Source organism: Fictibacillus iocasae, assembly GCF_042665465.1.
GTDB lineage: Bacteria > Bacillota > Bacilli > Bacillales > Fictibacillaceae > Fictibacillus > Fictibacillus iocasae.
Genome location: NZ_JBHTCP010000036.1, coordinates 1 through 13,769 on the forward strand (window position 1 = coordinate 1; position 13,769 = coordinate 13,769).

16 protein-coding genes are annotated in these 13,769 nt (G+C 46.4%); 14 read left to right on the forward strand and 2 right to left on the reverse strand.

Translation table 11 applies throughout. The features are described from left to right. Nucleotides 1-346: 346 nt before the first annotated feature. Nucleotides 347-1,615 carry an FtsW/RodA/SpoVE family cell cycle protein gene (locus ACFQPF_RS11635; RefSeq protein WP_379749806.1) on the reverse strand — a complete coding sequence of 423 codons (1,269 nt, stop codon included), beginning with the start codon at nucleotides 1,613-1,615 and terminating at the stop codon, nucleotides 347-349. Continuing rightward, a complete protein-coding gene (locus ACFQPF_RS11640; RefSeq protein WP_379749808.1) occupies nucleotides 1,606-1,950 on the reverse strand; it encodes a PadR family transcriptional regulator in 345 nt (114 codons plus the stop codon). Before ACFQPF_RS11640 ends, ACFQPF_RS11635 begins: the two co-directional genes overlap by 10 nt. Before the next feature lie 104 nt (nucleotides 1,951-2,054). Between ACFQPF_RS11640 and ACFQPF_RS11645 the strand changes: the two genes are divergently transcribed. The 14 genes from ACFQPF_RS11645 to lysS all read left to right on the forward strand — a co-directional run bounded on the left by ACFQPF_RS11645 (nucleotide 2,055) and on the right by lysS (nucleotide 13,287). Next, nucleotides 2,055-2,291, forward strand: a complete 237-nt coding sequence (locus ACFQPF_RS11645; RefSeq protein ID WP_379749810.1) for a hypothetical protein — start codon at nucleotides 2,055-2,057, stop codon at nucleotides 2,289-2,291. A gap of 15 nt (nucleotides 2,292-2,306) precedes the next feature. After that, nucleotides 2,307-3,077, forward strand: coding sequence for a type III pantothenate kinase (locus tag ACFQPF_RS11650; RefSeq protein WP_379749812.1), 771 nt, complete (start codon nucleotides 2,307-2,309; stop codon nucleotides 3,075-3,077). 12 nt (nucleotides 3,078-3,089) lie between these two features. Continuing rightward, on the forward strand, nucleotides 3,090-3,971 hold the full coding sequence (gene hslO / locus ACFQPF_RS11655) for an Hsp33 family molecular chaperone HslO (protein ID WP_379749814.1): 882 nt from the start codon (nucleotides 3,090-3,092) through the stop codon (nucleotides 3,969-3,971). Between the two features lie 189 nt (nucleotides 3,972-4,160). Then, nucleotides 4,161-5,087: a cysteine synthase A gene (cysK, locus tag ACFQPF_RS11660; protein WP_379749816.1), complete on the forward strand. Its 927-nt coding sequence runs from the start codon at nucleotides 4,161-4,163 to the stop codon at nucleotides 5,085-5,087. A gap of 366 nt (nucleotides 5,088-5,453) precedes the next feature. Further along, nucleotides 5,454-6,896 (forward strand): anthranilate synthase component I family protein, encoded by a 1,443-nt coding sequence (locus ACFQPF_RS11665; RefSeq protein WP_379749836.1) that lies wholly within the window; start codon nucleotides 5,454-5,456, stop codon nucleotides 6,894-6,896. Then, nucleotides 6,893-7,483, forward strand: a complete 591-nt coding sequence (gene pabA, locus ACFQPF_RS11670; RefSeq protein WP_379749818.1) for an aminodeoxychorismate/anthranilate synthase component II — start codon at nucleotides 6,893-6,895, stop codon at nucleotides 7,481-7,483. The genes ACFQPF_RS11665 and pabA overlap by 4 nt, the downstream gene beginning before the upstream one ends. Continuing rightward, nucleotides 7,468-8,325 (forward strand): aminodeoxychorismate lyase, encoded by an 858-nt coding sequence (gene pabC / locus ACFQPF_RS11675; RefSeq protein ID WP_379749820.1) that lies wholly within the window; start codon nucleotides 7,468-7,470, stop codon nucleotides 8,323-8,325. The genes pabA and pabC overlap by 16 nt, the downstream gene beginning before the upstream one ends. An 18-nt stretch (nucleotides 8,326-8,343) precedes the next feature. Next, a complete protein-coding gene (folP, locus tag ACFQPF_RS11680; RefSeq protein WP_379749822.1) occupies nucleotides 8,344-9,192 on the forward strand; it encodes a dihydropteroate synthase in 849 nt (282 codons plus the stop codon). Beyond that, on the forward strand, nucleotides 9,192-9,557 hold the full coding sequence (folB, locus tag ACFQPF_RS11685) for a dihydroneopterin aldolase (protein WP_379749824.1): 366 nt from the start codon (nucleotides 9,192-9,194) through the stop codon (nucleotides 9,555-9,557). The genes folP and folB overlap by 1 nt, the downstream gene beginning before the upstream one ends. After that, nucleotides 9,550-10,074, forward strand: coding sequence for a 2-amino-4-hydroxy-6-hydroxymethyldihydropteridine diphosphokinase (gene folK, locus ACFQPF_RS11690; protein WP_379749826.1), 525 nt, complete (start codon nucleotides 9,550-9,552; stop codon nucleotides 10,072-10,074). The genes folB and folK overlap by 8 nt, the downstream gene beginning before the upstream one ends. Beyond that, nucleotides 10,026-10,238, forward strand: coding sequence for a helix-turn-helix domain-containing protein (locus tag ACFQPF_RS11695; protein ID WP_379749828.1), 213 nt, complete (start codon nucleotides 10,026-10,028; stop codon nucleotides 10,236-10,238). The genes folK and ACFQPF_RS11695 overlap by 49 nt, the downstream gene beginning before the upstream one ends. 37 nt (nucleotides 10,239-10,275) lie before the next feature. Continuing rightward, nucleotides 10,276-11,262 carry a tRNA dihydrouridine synthase DusB gene (gene dusB / locus ACFQPF_RS11700; RefSeq protein WP_379749830.1) on the forward strand — a complete coding sequence of 329 codons (987 nt, stop codon included), beginning with the start codon at nucleotides 10,276-10,278 and terminating at the stop codon, nucleotides 11,260-11,262. A 100-nt stretch (nucleotides 11,263-11,362) separates the two neighbouring features. Next, complete coding sequence (locus ACFQPF_RS11705) at nucleotides 11,363-11,782, forward strand: GreA/GreB family elongation factor (protein WP_379749832.1); 420 nt, start codon at nucleotides 11,363-11,365, stop codon at nucleotides 11,780-11,782. A gap of 11 nt (nucleotides 11,783-11,793) precedes the next feature. After that, nucleotides 11,794-13,287: a lysine--tRNA ligase gene (gene lysS, locus ACFQPF_RS11710; RefSeq protein WP_379749834.1), complete on the forward strand. Its 1,494-nt coding sequence runs from the start codon at nucleotides 11,794-11,796 to the stop codon at nucleotides 13,285-13,287. Nucleotides 13,288-13,769: the final 482 nt, after the last annotated feature.

Sequence of the window (13,769 nt, forward strand, 5' to 3'; positions counted from 1 at the left end):
ACCGACTTACCGGTCCCTTTCTCATTTGCTTGTCGGGGCTGGACGAGCCATTCCTGCTTTTCGATTTGTCCAGCAGAAATGGCTAGCCCCTCGAGGTCAAATGAGTAAGTGCCCAATAAGTCAAAAAACGACTTACCGGTCCCTTCCTCATTTGCTTGTCGGGTCTGGACGAGCCATTTTTGCTTTTCGCTACACCCCTCTGGACAAGCGTGCACATGTAACGAAGAGCAACCACTTCTTAGAATTCTAAAAGCAACAATGTTTACGAAAACAGCTTAAAAAAACAAGAGGACCCGCATTCTATGACATGCGCGTCCTCTTGTTTATTTTTATCAGCATTAAAAAATTAAGCTAGTGTCTTTGTTGAGGAAATAGCGCCTAAATTTCTTCTTCGATAAACACTCAAGATTAGTCCTACAGACATCATGTCTATCAGTATGTGAGATCCCCCGAAACTCATAAATGGCATAGTCACTCCCATTAATGGTGATAAACCTAAATTTGTAAGGATACTTAAGATAAACTGAAAAGAAAAGGCAGCTGTAAAGCCTATCATTAATAACTTTCCATATGAATATTTAGCGGCTTTTGCTGTAGTCAGCATTCTTCCAATAAATAACGCAATGAGTATGATCGTGGTTGCTGCGGAAATCCAACCAACTGAGATGACAAGATAGGCGAAGACAAAATCTGTATGCACTTCAGATAATGTTCCTAAGTCCTGGGTAAAACCATTCCCGAAAAATCCTGTTGATGTCAACGTTTTTTGAAGCTCAATATTTTTCCATTCACTTAGGCTTAAGCCATTGGATCCCATTAAGATAGACAAGAATGGAAGAAGTGTAACGGTTATGGTAAATACGATAAGCTGTTTAAGCTTAGCGTTTGATGCAACCATAATAGCCAAGCAGACTACTATGCATAATACCGTGTTGGATAAGGAAGTGGTGGCTACCATAAAAACAGGTAAAGACATCATGACTAGTCCTTTTCCTAATTTAGAATTGTCCTCCCAATTCCATGATTGAAATATTCCAGCAAAAGCAACGACTAAAAGAAACGGAACAATTGCAGTAAAGTTTATGCTGGCGAACCCTAACATTAAATACGGAATCCCATCCACCCTAACACCAAATAACAGCGTCAATAATAATACTAGGACAGTTCCCATATAAATGTGTTTCGTATATTTAAGTATTTTCCTGTAATCCATAAAGAATAATCCGATCATAAGCGCCGTAGCAAGAAGATAATAAATTACGCTTTTCTCAAATATTTTTGCGTTTGCTATATGGTCAACAGCTGAGTTAGATTGTATAAAATACATCAAGAACAAACCAAAAAGCGAAATAGAGAGCACAGGAACTAATAATTTCAGGTCAAGCTTAGCTTTATGTGTTTCATTAAGCTTTCTTCCCACTACGTCAGCATCACCCATACGGGCTATTGTCTTTTCAATCGCTTCTTCCTCTGAAAGTCCGCTTTTCATAGCATCCTCTTTAAGAGTCTCGAGATGATCATATAACTCAAGTTTTATTTCTTCATGAACATCTTTGTTTTTTATGAGCATGCACACCTGATTCATATATGCTTGAAACTGTTTATTTATCGGCATATTATTTTCTCCCAGCTCAAAAATTCATCAACCGCAAATTTGAAGGTTAACCATTCCTCTCTTTTCTCTTGCATGTACTGTCTTCCTTTATCAGTAAGCTCATAATATTTTCTCTTTCTAACGCCATTACCTTCGCTCCAATAAGCCTCAATAATTCCGTTAGCCTCCAGAGAATGCAGAATGGGATATAAAGTTCCTTCCTTTAAACTAAAAATACCGTTCGATTTGTCCTCCATGACCTTAATGATTTCATAGCCGTACATTGGTTTGGAGTGGAGCAGACTCAAAATAAGAGTCGAAGTACTGCCTTTCAGCAGCTCTTTATTTACCTTCATTTACATTCCGCCTTTCATATACCTATGTTAGATATGTATCGTATATCTATGTATAATCTTATTTGCCTAAGAAAATAATGTCAACATTATTTTAAGGAATATTTTTGGAAAGCTTATTACATGCATCCATAAATAGCAGCACGTTTTTATGTGCCGCTCTATCCGCAATTTTTAACGTTGATCAGGAAGAGAAGGAGAGACGGTATAACCAGAGCAAGGATTGCCCATCCGAGGTGGAAATCAGCCACATTCGTACTAACAACATCAATCAGCTGAAGACAGACAACGTGCATGAACTACAGCACTATGGTATTTTAATTGAAGTGAGATTATTAACTTAAAGTGGGGACATGACAATGATTTTCGTTTTTGACGTGGGAAACACGAATATTGTTTTAGGTCTGTATGAAGGCGATGAGCTGAAGCATCATTGGAGAATTGCGACATCCCGTGAGAAGACGGAAGATGAGTACGGCATGCTTGTGCTTGATCTGTTCCGCCATGTGAACATTAATAAAGAAGATATAGAAGGCATCATTATTTCGTCTGTTGTGCCTCCGATCATGTTCTCGCTTGAGCGCATGTGCCAGAAGTATTTTGGCGTGAAGCCGCTTGTTGTCGGGCCTGGAATTAAGACAGGGCTTAACATCAAGTATGAGAATCCTCGTGAAGTGGGTGCTGACCGTATCGTGAACGCGATTGCTGCGATTCATGAATATGGCGGACCGCTCGTGATTGTGGATTTTGGGACAGCGACAACGTATTGCTACATTAACCAAGATAAGCAATATATGGGCGGAGCGATCGCGCCGGGTATCGGTATTTCGACAGAGGCGCTTTATAACAAAGCGGCGAAATTGCCTCGGATTGAGATTGCGAAGCCAGAGGGCGGCATTGTCGGTAAGAACACGGTGAATGCGATGCAGGCTGGGATCGTATACGGTTATGTCGGTCAGGTTGAGGGCATTGTAAGAAGGATGAAAGAACAGTCCGATACTGAGCCAAAAGTGATTGCGACGGGCGGACTTGCCGCACTGATTGCACAGGAATGCAAGCTGATTGATATTGTTGATCCGTTCCTTACACTGAAAGGCTTATTAATGATTTATTTAAAAAACAGGAATTAAAGGGGTAACATCATGAATGATTATTTAATAAAAGCGCTCGCGTTTGACGGGCAGATTCGCGCGTATGCGATTAGTACGACGGGTATGGTGAATGAGGCGCAATCTCGCCATAACACGTGGCCGACCGCTTCGGCTGCGCTAGGACGTGCGATGACAGCATCGACGATGATGGCAGCTATGCTTAAAGGTGATGATAATAAAATCACGGTCAAGATTGAAGGCGGCGGCCCGATCGGTGTGATTGTGGTGGACGCGAATACGCTCGGGGAAACGCGTGGTTATGTGACGAATCCGCAAACGCATTTTGAATTGAACAGTCAGGGTAAGCTTGACGTCGCCCGGGCGGTTGGAAGGAACGGCTTTTTATCTGTCGTAAAAGATATCGGGCTTCGTGAAAAGTTTACAGGGTCTGTCCCGCTAGTGTCGGGAGAACTCGGTGATGACTTCACGTATTACTTTGCCTCCTCTGAGCAGGTGCCTTCTTCGGTAGGTGTTGGTGTTCTTGTGAATCCGGACAACAGCATTAAAGCGGCAGGAGGATTTGTTGTTCAAGTGATGCCGAACGCGGCAGATACGGTAATTGACCTTTTAGAAGAACGCATCAAGGCAATTCCGCCAATTTCCAAGCTGATTGAAAAAGGAATGACCCCGGAAGAAGTTCTTTTTGAACTGCTTGGCGAGGAAAATGTAAAAATTTTAGAAAAGAGTCCGGTGAAATTTCAGTGTACGTGCTCTAAAGAACGTTTTGCGAGCGCTTTGATCAGTTTAGGATCTGAGGAATTGCAAGCGATTATTGACGAAGATGGCTCGGCGGAAGCAAGCTGCCATTTCTGCAGCACATCGTATGTATTTACTGATGAAGAACTTCGAGAGCTGCAAAAAGAATCTAAATAGTAAGCTGACTCAAGTAAAGGATGGCATCAGCCTTTGCTTGGGTCATTTTTTATTCCTCAGCATGAAAAGAGGGACTAAATCGTATGATAGAGAAGGCTTATTTTTCGGGTTTCTTAAAATTGACAGTTTTATTTTAATATTGATACAATTTATCCAATAAAAATACTCGGTTTTAGGAGTGGTGTAGAGATGGCAAGAGTAGCACAATCAATCACAGAGCTTATTGGTCAGACACCTGTAGTGAAGCTGAACAGAATCGTCGATGAAAACGCAGCGGACATTTATCTTAAACTGGAGTTCATGAATCCTGGCAGCAGTGTAAAGGACCGTATTGCCCTGGCGATGATCGAGGCGGGTGAAAAAAGCGGTGCACTTAAAGAGGGCGACACGATTATCGAGCCGACAAGCGGAAACACCGGTATCGGGTTGGCGATGGTCGCGTCTGCTAAAGGGTATAAAACGATTCTCGTGATGCCGGAGACGATGAGTTTGGAGCGCCGCAACCTGCTGCGCGCGTATGGCGCGGACCTCGTCCTCACCCCAGGACCTGAAGGGATGGGCGGAGCGATCCGCAAGGCAGAAGAGCTCGCGAAGGAACATGGATATTTCATGCCGCAGCAGTTCAAGAACGAAGCGAACCCTGAAATTCACCGCCATACAACAGGACAAGAAATTCTTACCCAGTTCCCTGACGGCCTGGACGCTTTTGTATCCGGAATCGGAACAGGAGGAACGATTACAGGAGCAGGACAGGTGCTGAAAGAGAAGTATCCGGATATCCTCATTGTAGCGGTTGAACCGGCGGATTCTCCGGTCCTTTCTGGAGGAAAGCCAGGACCTCACAAGATTCAGGGAATCGGCGCCGGATTTGTGCCTGAAATCCTGAACACAGACATTTATGATGAAGTCATGACCGTTCCAACAGAAAAAGCGTTCGAATACGCACGCCGCGCAGCAAGAGAAGAAGGCCTCCTCGGCGGAATCTCATCCGGAGCAGCCATATACGCTGCCATCGAAACAGCAAAGAAACTCGGCAAAGGCAAAAAAGTCCTCGCCATCATTCCAAGCAACGGCGAACGCTACCTAAGCACAGCCCTCTACCAGTTCGAAGAATAAAAGAAAAAAGCTCCTTAGCAAAGGGGCTTTTTCCTTTTCAAACACTTATTATCTTTAAGACTGCGTAAGGCAAAACTTTCAAATTTTATAAGCTTCTTAGAATTCATCATTGTAGTTGATTGGAGTGACAGGCGCCGACTCCAGCGGGACGAGTGGGACAGGTGAGACCTTCCAAAGGCGCATGCGGCGGATAGCTCACCGCCCGCCCCTCTGAATAAGCGTGCGCCTGTAACGGAAATCAACCGCGTCTTGAGTTCTTTCTAAAAACGATTTAAACAGTAATTCCCAAAATGAAAGAAGTGACCGCCGCACTTCGACTGCTGTACAATATAGGAAGAAGCTATGGATGTAGGAGTGTATGAAGTAATGAAGCAGACGGTAATGGTTTATGAAACGATCAAGATAGGCCGCGACGAGTGGTTCGGCCGTTTTGAAAGGATTTCCAGCCAGACGAAGCATCGCGTGCTACTAGAGAGCGGCCGTGCCGGAAACTATTCCATCATGGGGCTGAACCCCTTTGCCGTGTTAGAAGGTAAAGGGCAGTTATTGAAAATCACGCAAAACAAAGGGAAAACCTCTATAAAAGAAGGACCGCTGTTAGAGAGCATGAAGACGTGGTTCAGTGACTATGTAACCGATCCGGTTCCGGGCCTCCCAGAATTTACGGGCGGCGCGATCGGATACGTCAGCTATGATGTAGCACGGGAGATTGAAAAGCTGCCAACGATCGCGAAAGACGACCTGAACATGCCGGATTTGTTTTTTTACGTGTTCGACGATGTGTTCGTGTATGAGCATGATAGTGAAACGCTATGGATAATCATAAATGAACGCATCGGCAATGCCGATCTTGCCCAGCAGAGGCTAACATACTGGAACGAGAAATGGACAAGCAGCGAACCGCAAAAGACTTCCGCCCACTCATTTGAATCTAATACGGAATCGCGTCATGATGACTTGTCCGTTTCCATGACCGAGGAAACGTTCATTCAAGCGGTAGAGAAGATTCAAGAATACATCACTGCAGGCGATGTGTTTCAAGTGAATTTGTCTGTCAGACAGTCGAAGCCATTGCAGACAGAGCCGTTCAGCATTTATAAAGAGTTGCGCCGGATCAATCCATCACCGTATATGAGCTATTTGCAAGCACCCCAGTTTGAGATCGTAAGCGGATCGCCTGAGCTGCTTGTGAAAAAGAAGGGGAACGTGGCATCAACAAGGCCGATCGCCGGAACCCGCCCGCGCGGCAGAACGGAAGAAGAAGACCTCGATCTCGCACACACGCTAATAAATGATGAAAAAGAGCGGGCTGAGCATGTGATGCTTGTCGATCTTGAACGCAATGATCTTGGTAAAGTTTGCGCCTACGGGACAGTCGAAGTGGACGAGTTCATGGTGATCGAGCGGTATTCTCACGTCATGCACATCGTGTCCAATGTGCGGGGAGAGCTAAAAGACGGCGTCGATGCGTTCGACTGCCTGAGAGCGACATTCCCTGGCGGAACGATTACGGGTGCGCCAAAAGTGAGGACGATGGAGATCATTGAAGAACTCGAACCGGTTCGACGCGGACTTTACACCGGCTCGATCGGCTGGTTTGGCTTTAACGGAGACAGTGAAATGAATATCGTCATCAGGACGATAACAGCAAAGGAAGGCATCGCGCACGTACAGGCGGGAGCGGGTATCGTCATTGATTCTGTGCCCGCAGCAGAGTACAAGGAGTCGCTGAAAAAAGCGGAAGTGCTTTGGCGCGCGAAAGAGGAGAGCGAGAATAAAGCAGAGTTTCCAAGGAGGGAAATCACATGATTTTAATGATCGATAACTATGATTCATTTACGTATAATCTTGTGCAGTATTTAGGCGAGCTTGGCGAAGATCTCATCGTCAAACGAAACGATGAGATCACGATACAAGAAATAGAGCAGATGAACCCAGATTTTCTGATGATTTCCCCTGGACCTTGCTCTCCTGATGAAGCGGGCATCAGCATGGAGGCGATTCTTCATTTTGCAGGTAAGATTCCAATTTTCGGTGTGTGCCTCGGACAGCAGGCGATGGCGCAGGCGTTCGGCGGTGACGTCATCCGCGCGGAGAGACTGATGCACGGGAAAACGTCGATGGTGCATCATGACGGGAAAACGGTTTACAGCGGACTGAGCGAGCCATTTCAAGCGGCGCGCTATCATTCATTAATTGTGAAAAAAGAGACGCTGCCTGACTGCTTCGAGATTTCGTCATGGACGGCAGAAGGCGAGATCATGGGTATCCGTCATAAAGAGTTTGCGATCGAGGGCGTTCAGTTTCACCCGGAATCCATCTTGACGGATGAAGGGAAGCAGCTGCTGCGCAATTTTATCAGCGCCTATAAAGGAACAACATGTATATCAGTATAAACGGGGTGCTGGTCCGGAACGAGGAGGCCAGCATTTCGCCTTTTGATCACGGTTTTATGTACGGACTCGGCGCGTTTGAAACCTTCCGAACATACGATGGCCATCCTTTTTTGCTGAGCGATCACGTGGATCGCTTGAACGCGGCCATGGATCAGCTAAACATCAACAGACTCTTCACGTTAGAAGAAGTTCAAACGATGACAGCGGACTTACTAGTTAAAAATGGATGTAGCGACGCGTATATCCGGTTCAATGTATCGGCCGGTATAGGTGAGATTGGGCTCCAGACCACGGCGTATAAGGATCCGACGGTGATTGTGTACGGAAAGCCGCTCGGCAGCGCTCCGGCTGTAGAAAAAGAGCTCGTATTATTAAAAACGCGCAGAAATACACCGGAAGGCAGTGAGCGGATTAAGTCGCATCATTATTTGAACAGCATCCTTGGCAAGCGGGAACTGACCGATCCGCTTCATCAAGAGGGGCTTTTTCTTACGCAGGACGGCGATATAGCGGAAGGGTGCGTGTCGAACGTCTTCTGGATGAACGACGGTGTTTTGTTCACACCAGCGGTTTCGACTGGCATCTTAAACGGCATCACCCGTCAGTTCGTGCTCGCGCTCGCTGGCACACTCAACATTCAGACCACGTCTGGGTATTATAAAAAAGAAGACTTGCTGCAGGCGGACGAAATTTTTCTGACAAACTCGATTCAAGAAATCGTCCCTGTGACACGGTTTGCTCAGAAAGATTATCCAGGAAAAGACGGGAAAACGGCCAAGCTTTTGCAGAGCCGCTATGATACGTATAAATACAGCCTTTTGTCGATAAAAGAATGGAAGTAGAAAGGGTTGATACACAATATGAACGATACGCTGCTGTACAACTCGTGTGTGATACAAGCGGGTTCACATACATTGGATTTTTCTAAAAAGACGTACGTGATGGGCATTTTGAATGCAACGCCCGATTCTTTTTCAGACGGCGGAAAATTTAATCACATTGAAACGGCGGTCAAACATGCCAAGCAAATGATCGCCGACGGAGCGGATATCATTGATGTAGGGGGAGAATCCACGCGTCCTGGAGCGGAGAAGGTCGGACTGGATGAAGAGCTGAGCCGAGTGATTCCTCTAATCGAGGCGTTATCTAAAGAGATTCCTGTCCCGATTTCGATTGACACCTATAAAGCCGAAGTCGCACGGCAGGCAATTTTAGCCGGAGCGCACATCATCAATGACGTTTGGGGAGCGAAGGCCGATCCGTTGATGGCTGCAACAGCGGCCGAGCTCGATGTGCCGATCATCCTTATGCATAACCGCGACAACACCGATTACGAAGATTTCATGCAAGACATGATCGCCGACCTGAAGCATAGCATCGCCATTGCGGTAAAAGCGGGAGTGCGGCCGGAGAACATCATCTTGGATCCGGGCATCGGCTTCGTGAAGACGTATGAACAGAATTTAGAAACGATGAGAAGGCTCGACGAAATCGCAGCGATCGGTTATCCGGTCTTGCTCGGTACGTCAAGAAAGTCGATGATTGGCAAGGCGCTCGATCTTCCAGTGACTGAACGGATGGAAGGGACAGGCGCGACCGTATGCCTTGGAATTGAACGCGGCTGCTCCATCGTTCGCGTGCATGATGTGAAGGAAATCGCGCGCATGACCAAAATGATGGATGCGATGCTAGGCAGGGGGCGCAGCTAATGGATACGATTTATGTGAATGGCATGAAGTTCTACGGATATCACGGTGTGTTTGCAGAAGAAACGAAGCTCGGTCAGCGTTTTAATGTGGATGTGGCGGTCGGGCTTGATCTGAAAGAAGCGGGACGTACGGATAACCTTGAGCTGAGCGTGAACTATGCGGAGATATACAACAGTGTAAAAGAGATCGTGGAAGGACAACCCGTGAAGCTCGTGGAAACACTCGCTGAGACAATCGCCGCTTCCTTGCTCGCCCGTTTTCCACTTATAGAAGAAACAACGGTAAAAGTGATCAAGCCGGACCCGCCGATTCCAGGGCATTATGATTCAGTAGCAGTGGAAATTAAAAGGACGCGCCATGAATAAGGTGTACATCTCGGCCGGGTCAAACCTCGGCGATAGAGAAGGCTATTTGCTGAAGGCGCTTGAGCTGCTGCAGCGTGAGCCGGGCATTACCGTTCAACAGGTATCCCCCATTTATGAGACCGACCCGGTGGGCTATACCGATCAGCCTGCTTTTTTAAATTTAGCCCTTTTGCTCGAAACGGACATGAAACCAGATCAGATCTTGGCAAAAGCCCTGGACATAGAGCTGAAACTGGAAAGAAAACGCAAAGAAAAATGGGGACCTAGAACTTTAGATCTTGACATTTTATTGTATAATAGTGAAAGTATACAGACCGAACAGCTGCAAGTCCCTCATCCGAGAATCTTGGAGCGTTCATTTGTTCTCATCCCTCTCATAGATATTGCTCCAAATTTAGAGGTGCCTGGAACAGGAAAAACGGTTTCAGAAGCCCTATGCGAGCTGAAAGATAAAGAAGGTGTACGCATTTGGAAGAAGATCGAATGGGAAGACGCATCCGGGCTTACCGAAAGCTGAAAGGCCATACGCAAGAAGGTCTGGCGAAAAGCGCCGGAATTTCCGTATCTGTTTTAGGCGAAATTGAACGAGGCAGCCGCCAGCCAAAGCCTGAGCTGCTGTTGAAAATTGCAGACATATTGAACATTTCACAAGAAGAACTCACAAACACTACGGCAAAATAAATGCTTTATATAGAAAGAAGAGAATAGAGGTGAAAACATGCAAATCGGTGACATCGCGCTGAAAAACCCTGTTGTGCTAGCACCTATGGCTGGTGTGTGCAACCCGGCATTCCGCTTGATCGCCAAAGAATTCGGTGCAGGCCTCGTATGTGCAGAGATGGTCAGTGACAAGGGAATCCTTCACGAAAACGAACGATCATTGAAGATGCTTTATGTGGATGAACGCGAAAAGCCATTGAGCCTTCAGATTTTCGGCGGAGAACGTGAATCGCTTGTCGCAGCGGCAAAGTATGTGGATAAGCATACGAACGCTGACATCATCGACATCAACATGGGCTGCCCTGTCCCGAAAATCACAAAATGCGATGCGGGGGCCAAATGGCTGCTAGATCCAGATAAGATCTACGAGATGGTGGCCGCAACCGTTGATGCCGTACAAAAACCGGTCACGGTCAAAATGCGCATCGGGTGGGACGAGGACCATATCTATGCTGTCCGCAACGCCCAGGCTGTTGAGCGGGCTGGTGGGGCAGCGGTTGCCGTTCACGGACGCACGCGTGTTCAGATGTATGAAGGCTATGCTGACTGGGACATCATTAAAGAAGTCAAAGAGAACGTGTCCATTCCGGTCATCGGAAACGGCGATATCTCCACTCCGCAAGAGGCGAAGGAGAAGATCGACAAGTACGGCGTGGACGGTGTCATGATCGGGCGTGCTGCACTTGGAGATCCGTGGATGCTTTATCGTACCGTTCAATATCTCCAAAACGGCGAAATCCTTCCTGAACCAGATGCACGTGAAAAGATGGATATCTGCATGCTGCATATGGACCGCCTGATTGAGCTGAAGGGTGAGCATGTTGCTGTTCTCGAGATGAGAAAGCATGCGGCTTGGTATTTAAAAGGGCTGCCGAAAACAGGGACCGTCCGCACTGAAATCAACAAGATGACCACTCGCGATAGCATGAGCGCGTTGCTCTATGACTACGTCGACCAGATAGAAACGCAGCAAAAAATTAGTTAGACTAGCCAAACAGCCAGATAATCATCTGGCTTTTGTTACAGGTGAAGTGATCATCAGGATACCGCATCATTGAAAATAATGATGAAAAGGATGGATGGGCATGTCTGCACAACTCATGCTTACAAAAGAAGGCATCCAGATGTTAAAAAAGGAAATAGACGATCTAACACTTGATATGAACGGCGCCGAATCTGGCAGCCGATTGCTGTTAAGGCAGAGAATCCAGGAAATCAATGCGGTTATAGAAGAGGCCATAATCATGCCGGAGGACAGAGAGCCTGGACAATTGGTGGAGCTCGGGTCAAGGGTTACGCTTCAGGAACAGGAATTTATGGACTGCTTTTCCATGACCATCGTTCACCCGTTTGAAGCGAGCCATCTCCATAACCGTGTTTCCATCCTCTCTCCAGTGGGCAGAGCGATGCTCGGAAAACCGCTTAACGCGATGATACACGCTGAGCTTCCAGAAGAAGACAGCCTTACTTATAGAATAGTAGATATACAAAATTGCAGAAGGTAGGAGTGTTTTTCATGAGTCAGGAACTTGAATTAAATGATTTGCTAAGAGTGCGCAGAGAGAAACTGGCGACTCTCACAGAAAAGGGCATGGACCCGTTTGGCACGAAGTTCAGCCGCACCCATATGGCAGGCGATCTTTTGTCACAGTTTGGAGAAGTTGAAAAAGAAGAGCTAGACGGCCAGAACGTTTCGGTTACGATTGCAGGCCGAATCATGACAAAGCGCGGAAAAGGAAAAGCGGGCTTCGCGCACATTCAGGATCTTACAGGACAAGTGCAGATCTATGTCCGCACAGATGCTGTAGGTGAAGAAGCTTACGGACTATTCGACACGATTGATATCGGTGACTGGGTTGGTGTAACCGGTACGGTGTTCAAAACAAAAGTAGGCGAGCTCTCCGTTAAAGCAACATCGTTCGAACTGCTGACAAAGTCACTTCGCCCGCTTCCAGACAAGTTCCACGGCTTAAAGGATGTAGAACAGCGCTACCGTCAGCGCTATGTTGACCTGATCATGAACCCGGAAGTAAAAGAAACGTTCATCATGCGCAGCAAAATCATTCGTGCGATGCGCCGTTACCTTGATGACAACGGGTATTTGGAAGTAGAAACTCCGACCATGCATGCCATTGCCGGAGGAGCATCTGCCCGTCCATTCATCACGCATCATAACGCGCTCGATATGCAGCTATACATGCGTATCGCGATTGAGCTTCACTTAAAGCGCCTGATCGTCGGCGGCCTTGAGAAAGTGTATGAAATCGGACGCGTATTCCGTAATGAAGGGGTATCCACAAGACACAACCCTGAGTTCACGATGATCGAGCTGTACGAGGCGTACGCGGATTACCATGACATCATGAATCTGACAGAAAATCTTGTCGCTCATATCGCTCAGGAAGTGCTTGGTACAACTACGGTAAAATACGGTGAGTACGACGTCGACTTGAAGCCAGAGTGGCGCCGAGTACACATGGTAGATGCGATTAAAGAAGCATCTGGCGTTGACTTCTGGCCAGTTATGAGTGATGAAGATGCGCGCGCTCTCGCGAAAGAACACGGTGTACCTGTAAAAGACAACATGGCATATGGCCATGTGGTCAATGAATTCTTTGAACACTTTGTGGAAGAAAAGCTTATTCAGCCTACATTCGTGTACGGCCACCCATTGGAAATTTCGCCTTTGGCGAAGCAAAATCCTGAAGACGGACGCTTCACGGACCGTTTCGAGCTCTTTATCGTCGGTCGTGAGCACGCTAACGCCTTCTCTGAGCTAAACGACCCGATCGATCAGCGTGCGCGTTTTGAAGATCAGCTAAAAGAGCGTGAAGAAGGAAACGACGAAGCACACATGATGGATGACGACTTTATCGAAGCGCTAGAGTACGGCATGCCTCCAACAGGGGGTCTCGGAATCGGAATCGACCGTCTCGTCATGCTGCTGACAAACTCGCCATCGATCCGCGACGTCTTGCTGTTCCCGCAAATGAGACATTCAGATAAATAAGTTAGAATCCAGAAAACCGCCCTTGTGGCGGTTTTTTGCTATATAACAAAGCATTTGGATGGTTTTTTATGTACAAGTTTAAGGATTAAGGCTCGTTTTCTTCTATGTAATGTGTGTGCAGATTCCAGTGATAGCAAGGATAAATGAGAGATTGTGTATGATAAGATAAACTTATTGAAATTATTTCGAAAAACCTATTGCCTAAGTTTAAAATAGGTGGTATATTATTATTCGTCGCCGGGAAAACTTCTTACTTGTGACGGTCTGAAAGAAAACAAACGAAAATGTTTTTGAAAAAGATTGTTGACATGAAAGAGGCGGCGTGGTAAAGTAATAAAGTCGCCAAAACGAGCGGCAAACGAAATGATGAAACAAACAAGTTCTTTGAAAACTGAACAAAAGCATAGGTAAGGAATTAAATGAATTCCGTCAGTTTTAAACAAGCAAGAGACAGATTAAACACTTTATTGGAGAGTTTGATC